The 18,670-nt window shown below is 63.0% G+C and carries 19 protein-coding genes; 9 read left to right on the forward strand and 10 right to left on the reverse strand.

Translation table 11 applies throughout. From position 1 onward, the window contains the following. Positions 1 to 10 precede the first annotated feature (10 nt). Entirely contained in the window at positions 11 to 1,393 is a 1,383-nt protein-coding gene (locus tag CN311_RS14450; protein ID WP_097574454.1) for an aspartate aminotransferase family protein, read from the reverse strand. A gap of 163 nt (positions 1,394 to 1,556) precedes the next feature. Between CN311_RS14450 and CN311_RS14455 the strand changes: the two genes are divergently transcribed. Further along, positions 1,557 to 2,009, forward strand: a complete 453-nt coding sequence (locus CN311_RS14455; RefSeq protein WP_097574455.1) for a hypothetical protein — start codon at positions 1,557 to 1,559, stop codon at positions 2,007 to 2,009. Between the two features lie 11 nt (positions 2,010 to 2,020). On the opposite strand, the gene CN311_RS14460 is transcribed toward CN311_RS14455, so the two are convergent. Both CN311_RS14460 and CN311_RS14465 read right to left on the reverse strand, forming a co-directional pair. After that, on the reverse strand, positions 2,021 to 2,995 hold the full coding sequence (locus CN311_RS14460; RefSeq protein ID WP_097574457.1) for a WD40 repeat domain-containing protein: 975 nt from the start codon (positions 2,993 to 2,995) through the stop codon (positions 2,021 to 2,023). 153 nt (positions 2,996 to 3,148) lie between these two features. Continuing rightward, a complete protein-coding gene (locus CN311_RS14465) occupies positions 3,149 to 4,216 on the reverse strand; it encodes a CobW family GTP-binding protein (RefSeq protein ID WP_097574458.1) in 1,068 nt (355 codons plus the stop codon). Positions 4,217 to 4,763: 547 nt separating this feature from the next. On the opposite strand from CN311_RS14465, the gene CN311_RS14475 reads away from it, so the two are divergent. Beyond that, complete coding sequence (locus CN311_RS14475; RefSeq protein ID WP_008872554.1) at positions 4,764 to 5,234, forward strand: MarR family winged helix-turn-helix transcriptional regulator; 471 nt, start codon at positions 4,764 to 4,766, stop codon at positions 5,232 to 5,234. Between the two features lie 38 nt (positions 5,235 to 5,272). Here CN311_RS14475 and CN311_RS14480 read toward each other — a convergent pair whose 3' ends face one another. After that, complete coding sequence (locus CN311_RS14480; protein WP_097574509.1) at positions 5,273 to 6,142, reverse strand: AraC family transcriptional regulator; 870 nt, start codon at positions 6,140 to 6,142, stop codon at positions 5,273 to 5,275. A gap of 29 nt (positions 6,143 to 6,171) precedes the next feature. On the opposite strand from CN311_RS14480, the gene CN311_RS14485 reads away from it, so the two are divergent. Continuing rightward, complete coding sequence (locus CN311_RS14485) at positions 6,172 to 6,579, forward strand: DUF2000 family protein (protein ID WP_097574460.1); 408 nt, start codon at positions 6,172 to 6,174, stop codon at positions 6,577 to 6,579. A 48-nt stretch (positions 6,580 to 6,627) separates the two neighbouring features. On the opposite strand, the gene CN311_RS14490 is transcribed toward CN311_RS14485, so the two are convergent. Beyond that, a complete protein-coding gene (locus tag CN311_RS14490; RefSeq protein ID WP_097574510.1) occupies positions 6,628 to 7,032 on the reverse strand; it encodes a GNAT family N-acetyltransferase in 405 nt (134 codons plus the stop codon). A gap of 270 nt (positions 7,033 to 7,302) precedes the next feature. Between CN311_RS14490 and CN311_RS14495 the strand changes: the two genes are divergently transcribed. The 3 genes from CN311_RS14495 (at position 7,303) to CN311_RS14505 (ending at position 10,260) form a co-directional block, all read left to right on the forward strand. Next, positions 7,303 to 8,187 (forward strand): DMT family transporter, encoded by an 885-nt coding sequence (locus CN311_RS14495; RefSeq protein ID WP_165779705.1) that lies wholly within the window; start codon positions 7,303 to 7,305, stop codon positions 8,185 to 8,187. Positions 8,188 to 8,254: 67 nt separating this feature from the next. Then, entirely contained in the window at positions 8,255 to 9,277 is a 1,023-nt protein-coding gene (locus CN311_RS14500) for a LacI family DNA-binding transcriptional regulator (protein WP_097574511.1), read from the forward strand. After that, positions 9,274 to 10,260, forward strand: coding sequence for a 2-hydroxyacid dehydrogenase (locus tag CN311_RS14505; RefSeq protein ID WP_097574464.1), 987 nt, complete (start codon positions 9,274 to 9,276; stop codon positions 10,258 to 10,260). Before CN311_RS14500 ends, CN311_RS14505 begins: the two co-directional genes overlap by 4 nt. 68 nt (positions 10,261 to 10,328) lie before the next feature. Here the strand turns inward: CN311_RS14505 and CN311_RS14510 are convergent, their stop codons facing one another. Then, the gene (locus CN311_RS14510; protein ID WP_097574466.1) at positions 10,329 to 11,102 is read right to left on the reverse strand and encodes a gamma-glutamyl-gamma-aminobutyrate hydrolase family protein; all 774 of its coding nucleotides are present in this window, start codon (positions 11,100 to 11,102) and stop codon (positions 10,329 to 10,331) included. Between the two features lie 256 nt (positions 11,103 to 11,358). Between CN311_RS14510 and CN311_RS14515 the strand changes: the two genes are divergently transcribed. Further along, complete coding sequence (locus tag CN311_RS14515; protein WP_097574468.1) at positions 11,359 to 12,468, forward strand: TRAP transporter substrate-binding protein; 1,110 nt, start codon at positions 11,359 to 11,361, stop codon at positions 12,466 to 12,468. A gap of 121 nt (positions 12,469 to 12,589) precedes the next feature. Here CN311_RS14515 and CN311_RS14520 read toward each other — a convergent pair whose 3' ends face one another. From CN311_RS14520 to CN311_RS14535, 4 genes are all read right to left on the reverse strand, one after another. Further along, complete coding sequence (locus CN311_RS14520) at positions 12,590 to 13,618, reverse strand: zinc-dependent alcohol dehydrogenase family protein (protein ID WP_097574470.1); 1,029 nt, start codon at positions 13,616 to 13,618, stop codon at positions 12,590 to 12,592. A gap of 19 nt (positions 13,619 to 13,637) precedes the next feature. Then, positions 13,638 to 15,422 (reverse strand): TRAP transporter large permease, encoded by a 1,785-nt coding sequence (locus tag CN311_RS14525; protein WP_208866496.1) that lies wholly within the window; start codon positions 15,420 to 15,422, stop codon positions 13,638 to 13,640. After that, positions 15,419 to 16,024, reverse strand: a complete 606-nt coding sequence (locus tag CN311_RS14530) for a TRAP transporter small permease subunit (protein ID WP_097574513.1) — start codon at positions 16,022 to 16,024, stop codon at positions 15,419 to 15,421. The genes CN311_RS14525 and CN311_RS14530 overlap by 4 nt, the downstream gene beginning before the upstream one ends. Positions 16,025 to 16,277: 253 nt before the next feature. Continuing rightward, a complete protein-coding gene (locus tag CN311_RS14535) occupies positions 16,278 to 17,183 on the reverse strand; it encodes a branched-chain amino acid ABC transporter permease (RefSeq protein WP_097574472.1) in 906 nt (301 codons plus the stop codon). Positions 17,184 to 17,338: 155 nt separating this feature from the next. On the opposite strand from CN311_RS14535, the gene CN311_RS14540 reads away from it, so the two are divergent. Both CN311_RS14540 and CN311_RS14545 read left to right on the forward strand, forming a co-directional pair. Then, a complete protein-coding gene (locus CN311_RS14540) occupies positions 17,339 to 17,950 on the forward strand; it encodes a CGNR zinc finger domain-containing protein (RefSeq protein WP_097574474.1) in 612 nt (203 codons plus the stop codon). Further along, on the forward strand, positions 17,943 to 18,482 hold the full coding sequence (locus tag CN311_RS14545) for a hypothetical protein (RefSeq protein WP_097574475.1): 540 nt from the start codon (positions 17,943 to 17,945) through the stop codon (positions 18,480 to 18,482). The genes CN311_RS14540 and CN311_RS14545 overlap by 8 nt, the downstream gene beginning before the upstream one ends. Positions 18,483 to 18,670 lie beyond the last annotated feature (188 nt).

Raw genomic sequence — 18,670 nt, forward strand, 5'->3', positions numbered from 1 at the left:
CAAGCTTGTCTCACGCCGTGAGCCTCGCCGCAACCGCGGCGAAGGCGGTGATCAGCCGGTTCACCTGGGCCGCACTCGTCGCCGGCGAGATCAGCATCATGTTGTGGAAGGGTGCAATCAGCACGCCCAGATTGACCAGCGCGACGTGGATCGCCGCTTCGAGGTCGGGCGCATGCGCCGCCTCCGCTTCGCCGCCGTTTCTCAGCGGACCGGGCGCGCAGATGAACTCGACGCGGGCACCGACACGCGCGACATGCCAGGGCAGGCGGTAGCGGTCTATAACGGCGGTCAACCCGGCGTCGAGCCGCCGCGCCAGCCGGTCCATATGGGTGTAGGCCTCGTCGGTCATCACCTCTTCCAGCGTGGCGCGCATTGCCGCGAATTGCAGCGGATTGGCCGACAGCGTCGTGCCCATGCCGGAATAGCCTGGCTCCTTGGTCCTGATATAGTCGGCATAGCGCGTGGCGACGTCTGCGCTCATCCCCCACACGCTGGCCGGCACACCGCCGGCGATCGGCTTGCCCAGCACGAACAGGTCCGGCTCCAGCCCGTATGTCCTGGTGTAGCCGCCGGGACCGGTCGAGATCGTGTGCGTCTCATCGATCAGAAGCAGCGTACCAGCCGCACTTGTGAACCGCCGCAACGCATCGTGGAAGCCGCGTTCCGGCAGCACCATGCAGGAATTGGTCAGCACCGGCTCGGTGATGATGCAGGCGATATCCCTGTTCCGGAGCGCCGCCTCAAGCGCCGGCAGGTCGTTGAACTCGATGATTTCGGTCGCCCTTGTCAGGTCGCGGAATTCTCCGGCCAGTCCGGGCCGGTTGGCCGGCCTGCCGACGACCAGCCGCACCATCGTCTCGTCGACGGAGCCGTGATAACAGCCGTTGAAGACCAGGATCTTCTCGCGGCCGGTGACGGCGCGGGCAACGCGCAGCGCAAAGCGGTTGGCGTCGGTCGCCGTCGTCGCGATCTGCCAGAAAGGCAGGCCGAAGCGCTGTCGCAGCAGCGGGCCGATGGCCAGCGCATCTTCCGAAGGCAGCATGTAGGTCAGGCCACGTCCGGCCTGCCGGCCGATGGCGCGGGCGACCGGCGGCGGCGAATGGCCGAACATCGAGCCGGTGTCGCCAAGGCAGAAATCGTCCAGCCGGTTGCCGTCGATATCGGTGATCGTGGCGCCCCTGGCGCTGTCGACCAGGATCGGGAAGGGCGTCGGCCAGTCGTTCATCCAGTGCATCGGCACGCCACCGAAGAAACCGGGCAGGCCGTTGCCGACCTTTGCCGCCGATTTCGGCCGCGCTTGGCGGAAGACGGCAGCCTCTACCTTGCGCAGCTCAGCGATACGGGCGGCGCTGATGCCGCCGGCCGCGGTCTTCGAATGGTCGATCGTATCCATGAGGGTTCTCTCTCGTGCGTCATTCTAGCCAGTTGGCATCCGGAACCGCAATTGGCCGCGCGGCCCTGCAATAGTTCAGCGACCACGGTGAAGAGAACTGATGCTTGACCCCGGATCGTCTTCCGGCGTCAATGGGACAGGGTTCGTGGCTTGGGGGTAGAAAATGCGGGGAATCATCTGCGTAACAGTGCTGCTGTCGTCGGTCGGCACGGCCTTCGCGAGCGGCGGCATCTGGTGTTCCGCCGACGATACGGCCGTGGAATTTCAGGTCGAGGCCGGCGTTACAAGGGGCATGGGCGGGCCGACCTTCAATTTTCGCGGCGATCTCGAAATCAAGGCCCGACCGGCCGGCGACAGTCTGCGCAAGGCGGTCTTTGAGGATTCAAACCTGGCGCAATACTGGCTCGACGGCAAGGAATTGCGGCTGAACATCTACCGCGAGCACCAGCTCGCAGACACCTACAATCATGTTGAACTGACAATCCTGACCAAGACCAGCGACGAGGGCGTCTATGACGGCCAATATACGCTGGCTATCTATGACGCCGCGGCGGACGCGGACAAGGATGGCAAGCCGGTTGAACTCAAAGGCAAGGTATCCTGTGGAGCCGAATAACTTTTCCCGAACTAGGCGGAGATATCGATGACGCCGCAGTCGCCAGCGGCGCTACCGAAGACAACGCGGCGCTCTTGCCTGTCCCACATCATCGAAGTGATGGCGCCCTTGCCTGGCCGGCGCAGCAGCACTTCCTTGGCGTCGGCAAAGCGCACCGCCATCACCATGCCATCGTCATAGCCGATGGCGACCACATCCTGGCTTGGATGGCAGGCGACTGATGTCACCATGGCGTTGCCGCGCGTGCCGAGCTCCAGCGGCGCCTTGCCCATCGGCCCGTCCTTGCTCGAAAACGGCCAGACGATCGCCGCCGGCGCGCCGGAACTCGCCAGCCATTTGCCCTTGGCGCTCCACGACAGGCTTTTGACCTTGCCGGGATAGCCGCTCATGCGCATGTGCTTGCCGTCGGCGAGCTTCCAGCCATGCAGCGCGTTCTCCTGCATGGTGGTGACGAGGAAGGCGCCGTCCGGCGAGAATGTGATGCCGGTGTGGGCGCCGGCCCATTCGAGCTCGACCGGCTTGCCCTCGGCTGCCGGGAAATGCAGCGTCGCGCCATTGTAGCGGGCAACGCCGAAGCGCATGCCCTTGGGCGAAAAGGCCAGCCCCTCGACCGAGCGCGGATGCACGAACTCCCGGGTCTTGCCGTCAGCAAAGCGTACATAGGCGGTTTTGCCTGAGGCGAAAGCGATGGCGCCCTGCGGCCCGGCGGCGACGCTGGTGATCCATTTCTTGCCGGCACTCGCCAATTCCGCTGCCTCGCCGCCGGCGGTGATAGCAAACACCTTGCCGTCCTCGCCGCCGGTGATCAGCCGGTCGTTAGCCACGTTATGGAAGGCGGCGAGCAAGCCGTCATTGGCCTGCACGGTCTTGTGGCCATGGTCGAGCCGGTGGACTGTGCCGTCGGCCAGCGCGAAATGCGGCACGTCGCCGAGGAAGACGGCGGCGACGCAATGGCCTTCGAGATCGAGCGGGGCGACTGTGGGCACGGGAAGCTATTCCATTCCAGGTTTCTGCTGCCCTCACCCTTAAGGGGTTGATCTGCGGGGCTCAACCCGTACCTCGGATCGTCGTGAGAGGGCGCCCGCGTTGCGGCAGTTCCTTCTCCCACAAGAAGGGAGAAGGAACAAAGGGCTGCCAGATCAAGCCGCCTGGCAGGCTTCGAAACTCTTCTTCAGGCGCTCGGCATCGAGTTCGCGGCCGATGAACACCAGCCGGCTTTCGTGCTTCTCGCCATCCTTCCAGGCGCGCTGATGGTCGCCCTCGATGATCATGTGCACGCCCTGGATGACATAGCGCTCGTCATCCCCCTTGAGCGCGATGATGCCCTTCAGCCGCAGGATGTTCGGCCCCTCCATCTGGGTGACCTTCTCGATCCACGGGAAGAATTTCTTCGGGTCCATCTCGCCGCCGCGCAGCGACACCGACTGCACCGTCACGTCATGGATGTCGGAAGCGTGGGCGTGATGGCGATGCCCGTCGTGATCATGGTGGTGGTGATCGTGGCCATCGTGATCGTGATGGTCGTGATCATGATGATCATGTTCGTCATGCGCCTCGAGGAAATGCGGGTCGTTCTCCAGAGCCCGGGCAAGATCGAAGGCGCCGCGATCGAGAACCTCCGACAGCGCCACGCCGGCGCGCGTCGTGCGATGGATCCTGGCCGCCGGGTTTATGGCGCGGATCGTCGCCTCGACCTTGGCGAGCTCTTCCGGCGTCACCAGATCGGTCTTGTTGAGCACGACGACATCGGCAAAGGCGATCTGGTCCTCGGCTTCCCGGGAATCCTTCAGCCGCAGCGGCAGATGCTTGGCGTCGACCAGCGCCACCACTGCGTCGAGCTTGGTCTTGGAGCGCACGTCGTCGTCCATGAAGAAGGTCTGCGCCACCGGCACGGGATCGGCGAGGCCGGTCGTTTCGACCACGATGGCATCGAAGCGGCCGGGCCGGCGCATCAGACCTTCGACGACACGGATCAGGTCGCCGCGCACCGTGCAGCAGACGCAACCATTGTTCATCTCGTAGATTTCCTCGTCGGATTCCACGATCAGCTCATTGTCGATGCCGATCTCGCCGAACTCGTTGACGATGACGGCATAGCGCTTGCCATGGTTTTCCGAGAGGATGCGATTGAGCAGCGTCGTCTTGCCGGCGCCGAGATAGCCGGTGAGAACGGTTACGGGTATCTGCGTCGTCTGTGCATCGCTCATGCTTGGGCCTCGAAAAGGAGATTGTCGGCTCCATATAGGGTGTGTGCCCGGCTTTTGCACGCGGCAAACCGATAGCTAAACGGATCGCCGGCCCAAATGGATCGTATCGCGGCCGCGCCACCCACATCCACTTCAAGGTCTTCCCGACGAACGATCGGTGATGACCGGCCAGATGTTCTTTCGCGAAGGCTTGAGCGATCAGATCTTTTCGATCGTCTCGCCCTATAACGAACGAATGCGCGAGACGGCGTAGCGCGCCGTGCCGGACCCTTGTCGCAGGCCGCCTTGCGCGAGGCGGAGGATACTGGTCGTAGCGGTGAAGGCCGGCTGAGCCCCATCTGGGAGCCGCCCATGCTCAGGGGAAAGTCCTGCCGTCCCAAAAGTCGTTTGTCATCTAACTGAAATAAACATCTGGCATCACCACGGCGGACATCGCAATGCTTGCCGGCAAAGCTGTTTCTCGGCGCCGGATTCTTTTGATCGTCGATTGCCAACCGGCCGGCAGCTTCTATGCTGCCCGCACCGGTTCGGCCGAAGAGGGATGACCATGGCCAAGGCGGACAAGACTGCGACAATGAGCCGGCTGCATTCGGCGGCGCGGCTGGCGCGAACGGCACTCGCCGCGCGACTCCTGGCGCACGGCTTCTATGCCGGGCAGGATCAGATCATGCTGGCGCTCGATCGCGAGGACGGCCAGACGCCCGGCAATCTCGCCGGCCGCCTCGGCGTGCGTCCGCCGACCATCACCAAGACCATCAACCGGCTGCAGGCGCAAGGCTTCCTGGAAAAGCGCGCTTCGGTGAACGATGCCCGTCAGGCGCATATCTTCCTGACCGACACCGGCCGCGAAATCATTCACGCTATTGAAAAATCGGTGAAAAAGACCGAAAAGCAGGCGCTGAAGGGCCTCGACAAGAAGGACCAGAAGGCGCTGTTCAAATTGCTCGCCCGCATCGAGGCCAATCTTTCCAACGAGGAGATGGTGCTCCTCGACGATGACACCGACCTCGACGACTGATTGAGGGCCTGCTGTTTGCACACTTTGGGCGACCTGCATCAGCTCGCCATTGGCGATCGGCGGATCAGCGCCGACCAACGTCCCGGTGTGACGCCGAATGCCTTCTTGAAATGCCTGATAAAATGGCTCTGGTCGCTGAAACCGGCGGCGATGGCGATCTCCGCCAGCGGCTCGTTCGCCTCGATCATCCGGCGCGCCCGTTGCAGCCGCCGCATGAGCAGGAAGCGGTGCGGGCTGGTCGAGAAGGTGGCGCGGAAGTGCCGCGACAGCCTGTAGCGGTCGAGCCCGGTGATCGCCTCCAACTCTTCGGAGCGCACAGTGCGCCAGGCATTGTCCTCCAGATAATCCCGCGCCAGGCTTGCGGCGCGCCAGGCCGTCTTTGCCATAGGCTTAGCCGGCTGGCCGGCGTGCCGCCGAAGGCATTGCGTGAGCTGCACCATGAAATCGGCGACAAACAGCTCGTCCAGTTCCCGGTCCAGCGGTGCCAGCGCCGAAAGCAGCGTCGTGCAGAAAGCGTGGTCGCTCACCACGGCCTCCCTGACGAAAGGCAGCGATGCGCCGCCGAGGCAGTCCAGCATCAGCGACGGCTCGAGATAGAGCATCCGGTAGCGCAAACCATCCTCGGTGCCGGCGCCGCCATCGTGCAATTCGTCGGGATGGAGCACGATGACCTGGCCAGGCAGGCTGTGCTGCATCGCGCCGCGATAGCGGAAGCGCTGCACGCCGGAGAGCGTCACCCCGATCGCATAGGTGTCATGGCGGTGGAGATCGAACGCGCTGCCATGGAACCGCGCCTCGATGCGCTCCATGCCGGCAGCGCCGGGCGCCGAGACGATGCAATCTTCGGCCGCGCTCGTGCACAAACGTTCAAGACCCTGGCGGGCCTGCTGGCCTAGATCGTGCGGCATCGCTTCAACCATGTTCTGGTGACTGTCTCATGTTCGATACGAAATTTGCAATCGTGCTCAGGGATGACCTTCCCGTCTGGCAGAAGCTCAATGTCACTGCTTTCCTGACCAGCGGCATCGTCGCACAATATCCTGAGATCATCGGTGAGCCCTACCGGGACCGCGCCGGCAATCTCTACAATCCGCTCTCGATCCAGCCGGTCATTGTGCTTTCGGCCGACCAGCCGACGCTTGCCGCGATCCACCGGCGGGCGCTGGAGCGCGCCGTGACGACGTCGCTCTATGTCGAGGAGATGTTCTCGACAGGCCACGATGTCGCCAACCGCGCCGTCTTTGCCGAATTCACGCCCGACGACGCCAAAGTCGTCGGCATCGCATTGCGCGCCGACAAGAAGCTGGTCGACAAGATCACCAAGGGCGCCCGCATGCACGCCTAGAGGGCCAAAACTCCATCGATGGCAGCCACGCGGTCAGAAGACGAATGCTTACCGCTCCCGAAACAAGAGACTCGCAGTTCCTTTTGCAAAGCCCAGTTTACTATAGAACGGGATGAGGTTGTCGGGGCAGTAGAGTTCAAAACTGCGCACTTCTGTCAGTGTTTCGTGGTCAATGATCCGATTGATGATTGCTCGTCCAAGCTGCTGTCCACGAAAATCAGAATGCACGATCACATCAAAAATCATCGCTTTGAACGTGTAGTCCGTCAGCACACGGGCGAATCCAACCAGCTGGTCGCTATCCGAACAGAGGCCGATTGCTAAGTCGGAATGCTCAACCATCCTGATGACATCTTCAAACTGTCGCCCATTCGTCCACCATTCTTTGCTGTAGAGGTCGTATAACTGATGCTGGCGCTCGCCTTGGAAGGTCTCAATCCATCGATCCGGCACATCGTCCTCCCGCTCTTGGATCGGCCTACCAAACAAGAAAGAATTCGAACTGAAAAGACTGCTTAAGGTCGAACTGGATCGTCGGAGTGATGGATAACGACACGCAAGGGCTAAGCCTGTAGGCACGTATTGTTATGCCAGCCGCTTTTGCCTTGCCGGAACGCTTCAATTGCCGCAAAGGTGCGTTTCAGCCCAGCTTTTCCCGGCCTGCAAGTGAATCCTTCCCAAAGACATCCAGAAAGCGCGACGCCTCCGGCGGCGATTCTTTGCATGCTTTCGGTCTATGTATTCTTCACCTTCCTCGATACCAGCAGCAAATATCTTGTCCTTGCCGGCGTCTCGGCGCTGATCGTCGCCTGGGTTCGCTTTGCCGTCCATGTCCTGCTGGTCGGCGCGTTTCTGCGCGGATGGCATGAGCCGGCACGCTTTCGCCCCGTCAACCTGCCGGCGCAGGTTGCGCGCGGTCTGTTCCTGTTCGGCTCGACCATTTTCAACGTTCTGGCGCTGCAGACCCTGCAACTGGCGGAAACCACGTCGATCTATTTCTTCGGGCCGATGGTGATCACGGCACTCGCCGGTCCGCTGCTTGGCGAATGGGCGGGCTGGCGCCGCTGGCTGGCAATCCTGACGGGCTTTGTCGGGGTCCTCATCATCACCCGCCCGGGCATCGGCGCCTTCGGCATCGGGCATGTCTTCGCCATTTGCTCGATACTGTCGAATTGCTTCTACGTCATCATGACGCGTCGCCTGGCCGCGACGGAAACCTCCGAGAGCCTCATCCTGTTTTCGGCGCTGGCGCCGGCCGTTGTGCTTTTGCCCCTGCTTCCATTCTCATTTTCCCTGCCCCATGACGGCTGGCATTGGTTCATCCTGCTGATGCTGGGCGTCTTCGGCGGCATCGGCCACTGGCTCCTGGTGCAGGCCTATCGGCTTGCAACCACCACGGCGCTCGCTCCCTATCCGTATTCGCAGATGATCTGGATGATCATTTCCGGCTGGCTCGTCTTCGACCAGTTTCCCGACCGCTGGACGCTCATTGGCGCCGCCGTCATCGTCGCCAGCGGCCTCTATATCGTCCATCGCGAACACCGGCTTCGCCTGCGCAATCACGCAGCACTGGACGCGGAGGCGGAAACGCTGGCGAAAAAACTTTGATTTGCTGCCGATCGATGGCATAACGCCGCCTTTAAACAGTTTAAAAAAACGATCGGGGAGCGAAGGGCTGGCACAGAAGATCAAGCTTTCGACGATCGCGGATGCGCTGGGCGTGTCCACGGCGACGGTTTCGCTAGCGCTGCGTGACAGCCCGCTGGTCGCCGGCGCCACGCGCGACCGCATCAAGGAGCACGCCCGCGCCATCGGCTATATCTACAACCGCCGCGCCGCCAGCCTGCGCACCTCGCGCTCGGGCATCGTCGGCGTCGTCGTCCACGACATCATGAACCCCTTCTTCGCCGAGATCCTGCGCTCGATCGAAAGCGAGCTCGACCGCAGCCGGCAAACCTTCATCCTGTCGAACCATTACGACCAGCTCGAAAAGCAGCGCACCTTCATCGACACGCTTTTGCAGCTCGGCGCCGACGGTGTCATCATGTCGCCGGCCATCGGCACGCCGGCCGCCGACATCCTGATGGCCGAGGAAAACGGCCTGCCGGCGGTTTTGATCGCGCGCACCGTCGAGGGCGCCGACGTGCCGGTGTTTCGCGGCGACGACGCCTATGGCACCGGGCTTGCCACCAACCATCTGATCTCGCTCGGCCACAAGCGCATCGCCATGATCGGCGGCACCGACCAGACCTCGACCGGCCGCGATCGTTACCAGGGTTATGTCAACGCCATGGAGGCGGCTGGGCTCGAGGTCAGGCCATCGTGGCGCATTGCCGGCCCGCGCACCAAGCAGGCCGGTTTCGAGGCGGCTGGACAGTTTTTAGCGCTGAAAGACAAGCCGACCGCCGCCTGCTGCTGGAATGATCTCGTCGCCATCGGTCTGATGAACGGCATAGCGCGGGCCGGGCTGGTGCCGGGTATCGACATATCGGTCACCGGCTATGACGATCTCGAGGAGGCGGCAATCGCGACACCGGCGCTGACCACGGTCTGGAACGGCCAGCGCGAAGTCGGCCGTCGCGCCGCCAGCGCCTTGCTCGACAAACTCAACGGACAGACGGTGCGGCCGTCGCAGGAACTGATCAAGCCGGAACTGCATGTGCGCCAGTCGACCGGCAAACCGGTGGAGCGTGCATGACAAAGACCGAACAATCACTGCCCGTCGCCATTCTGGTGCCGGGCCAATTCAACGACCATGCGATCGGTCGCATCGACCGAACGTTCCGGCAGGTCAAGATCGAGCGCGCCGATCCATCCCTGGTGACCGATGACATACGCCGGACGGTGCGCGGCATTGCCTCGTTCGGAGGCATCAATGCTGCCTTAATCGACGCGCTGCCAAACCTCGAGATCATCGCCAATTTCGGCGTCGGCTACGATTCGGTCGATGCCCGCCATGCCGCGCAGCGCGGCATCATGGTCACCAACACGCCTGACGTACTGACCGAGGAGGTCGCTGACACGGCGCTCGGGCTTCTGATAAATACCATCCGCGAATTGCCGCGCGCCGAGACCTGGCTGCGCGACGGCAGCTGGGTGCGCGAGGGCAACTATCCCTTGAGCCGACTGACCTTGCGCGGCCGCACGATTGGCATTTTCGGAATGGGCCGGATCGGCCTCGCCATTGCCCGGCGGCTGGAGGCGTTCGGCCTGTCGTCGATCGCCTACCACAACCGGCGCCGTGTCGAAGGCCTGTCCTATGACTACCACCCGACGCTGAAAGGCTTGGCCAGCGCGGTCGACACACTGATCTCGGTGGCGCCAGGCGGCGCCTCGACCGAAAAGGCGGTCAATGCCGAAATCCTTGAGGCGCTTGGCCCGAACGGCGTCTTCATCAATATCGGCCGTGGCAGCACTGTGGACGAGGCAGCACTTGCCGCGGCACTCGCCAACAAAACCATCGCCGCCGCCGGGCTCGATGTCTTCGCCGACGAACCGAACGTGCCTCAGCCGCTGCTCGACGCGCCAAACATGTCGCTTCTGCCCCATGTCGGCTCGGCTTCCGAGCACACCCGCAGCGCCATGGCGGATCTGTGCGTCGACAATCTGGTTTCCTGGTTCTCGCAAGGACGGGCGCTCACCCCCGTGCCGGAGACTGAAAAAGTCAAGGCACGGCGCTGAGCAAGGGCCTGCCACACCTGTTAACGCTGGCTTAACGCTTTGAAATGATTTTGGATCTCATTTCTGACTTACTCAGCCGCCGCCCGCGCACCGGCTCTCGCCGCCGCGTGCAGGCGCACCGCATCGCCGAAGGCGCGGAATATCTTGGCCGAGGCGCTGTCCGACTTGACCCAGTATTCGGGATGCCACTGGACGCCGACCGCGAACGCGCGGGCGTCGCGAACCGAAACCGCCTCAACAGTGCCGTCGGCGGCAACCGCCTCGATCTGCAGTTTCGAGCCGAGCCGGTCGATCCCCTGACGGTGCAATGAATTGACCTTGATGTCGCCAGCGCCGAAGACACCGGCGAGACAGGTTCCCGGCTTGATTGAAATGGTCTGGTGGATGGCGAAACGCTCATCCTGGTTGTCGCTCACCGGCGCGCGGTGGTCGTGCGATCCCTCCCGCTCCTGGATTTCGGTGGCCAGCGAGCCGCCCAGCGCCACATTCATCTCCTGGATGCCGCGGCAGATGGCAAGCAATGGCACGCCGCGCTCGATCGCCCTGCGGATCAGCGGCAGCGTGGTGGCGTCACGGGCCGGATCGTAGGGGCCGTTGGCTTCGCTGGCGTCGCCGCCATAGAGCGAAGGGTGCACATTGGACTTCGAGCCGGTGACCATGACGCCGTCGACCGAGGACAGCAGCTCGTCGAAGTCGAGCCGGTCGCCGAAGGACGGCACCAACACAGGGAACACACCGGCGCCTGAGAGGGCCGCCTCCAGATATTGCTGCGGGGCGGCATGCCAGGTGTAGTTGTCGAACTGGCGGACGTCGGTCGATATGGCGACGAGCGGCTGCTGCATTTTTGATCCGGATTCCATTCAGTGCAAGGACATATTCTGCCTGTAAAATAGGCGATCCGAAGGCGCTTTGCCATGGCAAGTTTTAGCGTGTCGCATGGGCCACACGGAAGGCGTTAGACTATAGTTGCAGGAGCAGCGCTCGGTTCGGCTGCCGTGCTGGACTCGACTTCTTGCCTGTGTATTGTTTCCGCCAGGCCGACCGGGGACATGAGGATTTTCCCGAACGTCGGCTTGTGATCCGAAAGGGAGGAAGTGCATGGATCGTCGATCATTCATCCGCAAGGCCGGCGTAACCGGCGTCGGCGCCGCGGCCGCTACCGCAGCGCTTGCCGCGCCGGCAATCGCCCAGTCCAATCCGAAGGTGACGTGGCGGCTTGCGTCGTCCTTCCCGAAATCGCTCGATACGATCTATGGCGGCGCCGAGGTGTTTTCCAAGATGCTGTCGGAAGCGACCGACGGCAACTTCCAGGTTCAGGTCTTCGCCTCGGGCGAGCTTGTGCCCGGCTTGCAGGTCGCGGATGCCACCACTGCCGGTACTGTCGAAGCCTGCCATACGGTGGCATATTATTACTGGGGCAAGGACCCGACATGGGCGCTGGGCGCCGCCGTGCCGTTCTCGCTCAATGCTCGTGGCATCAATGCCTGGCATTATCATGGCGGCGGCATCGACCTGTTTAACGAGTTCCTGGCCACGCAAGGGCTTTTCGGCCTGCCGGGCGGCAACACCGGCGTGCAGATGGGCGGCTGGTTCCGCAAGGAGATCAACACCGTCGCCGACCTCTCCGGCCTCAAGATGCGCATTGGCGGCTTTGCCGGCAAAGTGGTGCAGAAGCTCGGCGTCGTGCCGCAGCAGATCGCCGGCGGAGACATCTACCCCGCTCTGGAAAAAGGCACGATCGACGCCGCCGAATGGGTCGGCCCCTATGACGACGAGAAGCTCGGCTTCTACAAGGTCGCGCCCTACTATTACTATCCCGGCTGGTGGGAAGGCGGACCGACGGTCCATCTGATGTTCAACAAGGCGAAATACGAAGAGCTTTCGCCGGCCTACAAGTCGCTGGTCCACACCGCCGCGCAGGCGGCCGACGCCAACATGCTGCAGAAATATGACTATCTCAATCCGGCGGCGGTGAAGCGGCTGGTGTCCGGCGGCGCCAAACTGCGTCCGTTCAGCCAGGACATCATGGCGGCCTGTTTCGAAAAGGCGAACGAGGTCTATGCCGAGATGGAGGCCACGAATGCGCCGTTCAAGAAGATCTGGGACTCCATCAAGGCCTTCCGCAAGGAGCACTATCTCTGGGCGCAGGTGGCCGAATACAATTACGACACCTTCATGATGGTCCAGCAGCGCAACGGCAAACTGTAGCGTTCGATCACTCTTCATTCAGAGAGACCCCGGGTTAGCTTGCCCGGGGTTTTTCTTTTCCTTGCCCAGCATCCGGAACTAGTTTCCAACTTGTGCCGGGACGTCGATCGTCGAAGGCGGCTCAACGTTGCTGTGGCACCACCAGCACCTTGACCTCACCGGGCGCGGGTGGGTTTGCGATCACGGCGGCGGCCTCCCCAAGCGGCACCTGCCTCGAGATCAACCTGTCGATCTCGATCGCGCCCGTGGCGATGAGCTCAGCCGCGCGGCCGTGAGTGTAGGGATTGAGGAAGGAGCCCAGCACCTGCAACTCGCGGAACAAGAGGTCGAAGGGCTCGAACGCAGCTTTCATACCTTGCGGTGTCACACCGACGATGATGACCGTACCGCCCGCCTTGGCCAGCCGCATGGATTGTTCGACAGTGTCGCGCACGCCCGCGCATTCGAACACCACATCGACGCCACCGGGTATCAGGCCCGACGGACCGGCGATCATTTCGATGACATCGCCTGCACCCGGATCGACCGTCGCCGTAGCGCCCAATTCCTCGGCAAGCGCACGCCGCGAGGCCTGGCGTGTCGACAAGATGATGGTCCTTGCCCCGGCGAGCTTCGCCAGTTGCACGGTAAGCAAGCCGATCACACCGCCGCCCAGCACGACAACCGAGGCGCCGGGCCTGATTTCGGCCAGGTCCACGCCATGCAGGCAGCAGCCAAGCGGTTCGCAGAACGCGCCATGCGTGGGTTTGATGTCTCTGGGCAGCAGGAAGGCCTGCTTCTGCGGCAGCAGGACATAGTCGGCGAAGCCGCCGTCACGATGGATGCCAATGGCGCAGAGATTGCTGCACAGATTGACCCGGCCGGCACGACAATGCGGGCAGCGCCCGCAAGCGATGTTGGGATCGCCGGTGACGCGGTCACCGACGGAGTATCCCGATACAGCACCGCCCATCGCCTCGACGATGCCCGAGAATTCATGTCCCGGCGTCACCGGCGGTTTGCAGGGGAACTCGCCGTGGAACAGATGGCGGTCGGTGCCGCAGACGCCGCAGGCTTCGACCCGCACCAGGAGATCGTCTGGTCCTGGGACGGGCTTGGCGACTTCGCGTAGCGCGATGCTCCCGATCGCTTCCAGCCGCACCGCTCTCATGGCTTTGTCACCGTTGGCATCAGTTGAAGCTTGGCGGCTGCGACAGATCCGGCGCTGGCGCCGCCGGTTTGGCAGGTGGTGCGTCGCCGAAATTCGGCGGCTGCGACAAGTCCGGTGCAGCCGGCGCGGCCGGGGCGGCGCCGCCATTGGCTGGCGGTGGTGTGCCGAGCGGCGACAGGCCGGTGCCGGGCGTTTCCGGCACCTGGTAATCGATGGTGCCGGGGTCGACCGGCGTGCCCTTGTAGCGCATCACCATCTGCGGGAAGGCTATGGTCAGCCCGATCATGATGACCTGGATGCAGACGAAGGGCACCGCCCCCCAATAGATCTGGCCCGTGGTTACCGGCGCGATCTGCTTGCCGGTGAGCCGATCGAGATAGGGCACGCGCGCTGCGACCGAGCGCAGATAGAACAGCGCAAAGCCGAAGGGCGGATGCATGAAGGAGGTCTGCATGTTGACGCCAAGCAGCACGCCGAACCAGATCAGGTCGATGCCGAGCTTGTCGGCGGCAGGCGCCAGCAGCGGCACGATGATGAAGGCGAGTTCGAAGAAATCGAGGAAGAAGGCGAGCACGAAGACCAGGATGTTGACGCCGATCAGGAAGCCCACTTCGCCACCCGGCAGCGAGGTCAGAAGGTGCTCGACCCAGACCTGTCCATTGACGCCGTAGAAGGTGAGCGAAAACACTCGTGCGCCGATCAGGATGAACAGCACGAAGGACGACAGCCTGGTTGTCGAGGCCAGTGCCTGCTTGATCACGTCGAGTGACAGCCGTCCCTTCACAGCCGCCATCGCCAGTGCGCCGACCGCGCCCATGGCGCCGCCCTCGGTCGGGGTGGCGATGCCGAGGAAGATGGTGCCGAGCACCAGGAAGATCAGCGCCAGCGGTGGGATCAGCACGATCACCACTTGCTGCGCCAGTCGCGACATCATGTTGATATTCAGCCGCTGGTCGGCGATCGCCACGATATAGATGAAGATAACGCCGATGGCGGCTCCGAGGATGTCGGCGTTGTCGCCGTGCGCCGGCGCCAGGTAGCGGTAGGCGGCGTATGAAACCACGACCGAAGCCAGCACCGCCGCCAGCAAGGACAGCACACCATGGCCGAGCGTGCGTGCTTCCAGTGGCAGGGCCGGCATCGACTTCGGCCGGACGATCGACATGATCAGGACGTACGAGGTGTAAAGGCCGGTCAGAACCAGGCCGGGGATCAGCGCTCCGGCATACATGTCGCCGACCGAGCGGCCGAGCTGGTCGGCGAGAATGATCAGCACCAGCGATGGCGGGATGATCTGGGCCAGCGTGCCCGATGCGGCAATGACGCCGGCCGCCACCCGACGGTCATAGCCGTAGCGCAGCATGATCGGCAGCGAGATCAGCCCCATGGCGATCACCGAGGCCGCCACCACGCCGGTGGTCGCGGCCAGCAGCGCGCCGACGAAGATCACGGCATAGGCAAGCCCGCCGCGGATCGGCCCGAACAACTGGCCGATCGTGTCGAGCAGGTCCTCGGCCATGCCGGAGCGTTCGAGCACGATGCCCATGAAAGTGAAGAACGGAATGGCCAGCAGCGTGTCGTTCGACATCACCCGGCTGCCGTAGAAATTGTCCGGCAGCGCATAGAGCAGAGGCCAGGCGAGATTTATCGCTCCGCCCGAATAGGGCGTCAGCAGCACGCCAATGAAGAAGAACAGCAGGCCGTTGGCGGCGAGCGAGAAGGCGACGGGATAGCCGATCAGCAGGAAGATGACCAGCGATGCGAACATGATCGGCGCCATGTTCTGGGCAATGAACTCGATCACGAGCGCACCTCTCCGGCGAGCGCCTTCGCTTCGTCAGCGAGCGCCTTGGCTTCGAGTTCGGCCTGTTCATGTGCCGATATGAACGGGTTGGGATCGTCCATGTCGCCGCGCATGATGGCGATCTTCTTGATGATCTCGGAGATGCCCTGGAGCGCCAGCAGGAAGAAGCCAACCAGCAGGATGGCCTTGGCCGGCCAGATGATCAGCCCGCCGGAATTGTTCGACATTTCGCCGCTGCGGAAGGACAGCGACACATAGGGGACGAAATAGATCACCATCAAGGTCACGAACGGCATCAGGAAGAAGAGGTGACCGAGAAGGTCGATCCAGTGCTGCACGCGGCGCGGGAACATGCCGTAGACGATGTCGATACGGATATGGTCGTTCTGCTTCAGCGTGTAGGCGGCGGCGAGCATGAAGGCGGCGCCGAACAGATACCACTGCAATTCCAGCCAGGCGTTCGAAGATGTATCGAACACCTTGCGGATGATGGCGTTGGCCGCACTGACCAGTATCGAAATCAGGATCAGCCACGACACCCATTTGCCGATGAACTCGTTCACACGGTCAATGGTTCTGGATAGAGCGAGAAGCCCTGCCATGCATTCCTCCCTTTTCGCATCGGTCCGAAATCGGCGTCGATTTTCGGAAAGCACGATGCGCAACTCAAAGTATCAGCACACGCCAATTCCTTCTTGTTTTCCGGCGCCGCTGTGGCCCAACGGTATGCCGTGCGTGGCCCGGCGGGTCAACACGGTGCGGGCCGGGTAAACAATCTTGTGAGGTGGGATGATGAGGCGGAATGGGCAAAAACGGCCGGCTGACGGAACGTCATGCACCCAAAGTCTATGCCGTTCAGGCAATCTTGCTCTGGTCGCGGCCGGCGCCGATCAGCACCAGCATGGCGACGAGGAACAGGTACATCCAGGCGTCGCGCCACTCGACCGGGAAATAGCCGGCCCACAGTGATTCGGCCATGCCGAAGGCGGCGGCGCCGAGTGCCGCCCGTGGCGGCGAGAGATAGCCGCCCACCGCCGTCACGAACAGGATCTTGAGGCCGTAGACCAGGCCGGAGCCGAAGCTGATATTGCCGTAGTAGAGGCCGGCCATTATGCCGGCCAGCGCCGCGCAAAAGCCGCCGGCGAGCACCGCCTGCCGGAACACCGCGCGCACGTCGACGCCGCACATGGCCGCCGCCCTGGGGTCGTCTGACACGGCCCGCCAGCGCCGGCCGAAGCTTGAGCGCGCAAAGGCAAAGGTGGCGATCGCGATCGCTGCCGCGACCACAGCGCAGTCGAGCAACTGGATAAGCGTCAGCGTCGCCTTGAAGCTGGCATTCTGCGCAAACACGATCGGCTGGGCCAGCATAGGCGGCAGCCACAGATCGTGCGTATCGGCGGCGATACGGCTTGCCTCCGACAGGAGCAGCAATATACCCAGCGTCGTCACCACGATCGCGTTGGGCGTGCGGTCGGCCAGCGGCTCGAAGACGCTGCGCGACAGGATATGGCTGATCAGCGCCGCATAGAGGAAGGCCGCGACGATGCCGAGGGCGACCGCCGCGAACAGGGTCAGCCACAGCACTTGGTAGCCGAAGGCCGCGGTCAGGATCATCGTCTGCCCGCAGAAGGCGAACAGCGCGCCATAGGCAAGATTCGTGCGGTGCAGGATGCCGTTGGTCAGGACATAGCCGAAGGCGAGCAGCGCATAGAGCGCGCCCGAATGCAGCCCGTTCAGGACCTGCTGGAAGAAATACAGCATGCGCCAACCCACAGCATGTCGCCCAAAAGTGCCAAGCGGTTTTGGGGAAACGACATGCTCGACAACAGATGGGCTGCGGCGATCCGCGCCCAAGCAAGGTTTGCATCGTGGAATCTAACTTGTCAAATGCGATTTATCGGTTAGAAATTGCGCTCATGACGGTTTCCTGGACCCCGCACCGCTTCACCGGCGGCCTGCTTGCGCTCGACACGGCGAACACCGTCGTGCTGCGTGGCGATCCCTGGAAAACCTTCGATCGTTTCAAGGATCCGGCCGAGATCGCCCGTTTCGCCGATGCGGCAAGCGGCTTTCGTGCCGCCGAGCTTGGCGGCAGGCGGCTGGAAGCCCCGGTTCCGGACAAGATCGCGCCGCTCGTGCTGTCGATCCGCGAGGCCACCGACCGGCTGTTTCGCGGCGCGGTGTCGAAGGGCGCCGTCGCCACCGCCGATTTGCCCGCCTTCCTCGGGGCCTGCGCCGATGGTCTGGCCGGCAGCCGGACTGAAATCGGTGCGGTGGGAAAGCCGTTCGGCGATCCGGCGACGCCGATCGCCTTCGAAGCGGCGCTGGCGGTTTCGGCGCTGTCGCTGCTGCGCGGCGACACTCTCGCAAGGCTGAGGATCTGCCCCAATTGCACCTGGCTGTTTGTCGACAGAAGCCGCAATTCCAGCCGTCTTTGGTGCGACATGGCGGTGTGCGGCAACCGTCGGAAGGCAAGCCGGCACTATCGCCGCCGCCGGACGGCGGCCAATGAGGTCAACAATGTCTAGAAATCGTTCGCGCTCGATCCTGCTGGCGGCCACGCTGATTGCGGCTGTTGGGCTCGGGGCTTGCCGCGACACCGGCAAGGACGGTGAAGGCAGGCTGTTCGAGATTTCCGGCAAGCTGTTCGTCTTCAACTACCGTCTCGCCAGGGCGACCTATGTCGTGACGCTGCGGCCTCTGCAGCCGATGGGCGACGGCCAGGTCGCGGTCGCCAGCTTCCAGGACCCCGCCGGCGGCGCGCCATTGGTGGTCGAGCAGAAGGTCTGGCCCAAGCTCGACAAGGTAACCCTGGAAAGCCCGGCGCTGACCTGTGTCGTCAAGAACAAGCCCTATGCGATTGCCATCAGCATCAAGGGCTCCGATGGCGCGGTTTTGCAGAAAATCGACACCACATTGATGTCGACGGAGGACCAGTCGATCCTGCCCGACCGGCCGCTGGTCATCGATCAGCTCTATACGGCCAATCCCGACCTTGCCGGCCATCCCGATGGCAAATTGCCGGGCGAACCGAAGCCGGATTGCACGAAGGGCATCTGACGCCGCTTCGCGGGTTCAGGCCAAAGCTGGAATTTTCGTGCGCCGGCTGGGCAAACCGTATGCGGTTTCTTATAGCATTGGGCGCGGACAGGATTGTTCGTTGCGCATTGCCTGGCAGCTTCGATTTTGTTTGACCTGCCCGGCAAGGGAAGAAACACTGCACCATCCAGCTCCGACGTTGGCTGCGC

Origin of the sequence: Mesorhizobium sanjuanii, assembly GCF_002529485.1 — a bacterium.
Classification (GTDB): Bacteria; Pseudomonadota; Alphaproteobacteria; order Rhizobiales; family Rhizobiaceae; genus Mesorhizobium; species Mesorhizobium sanjuanii.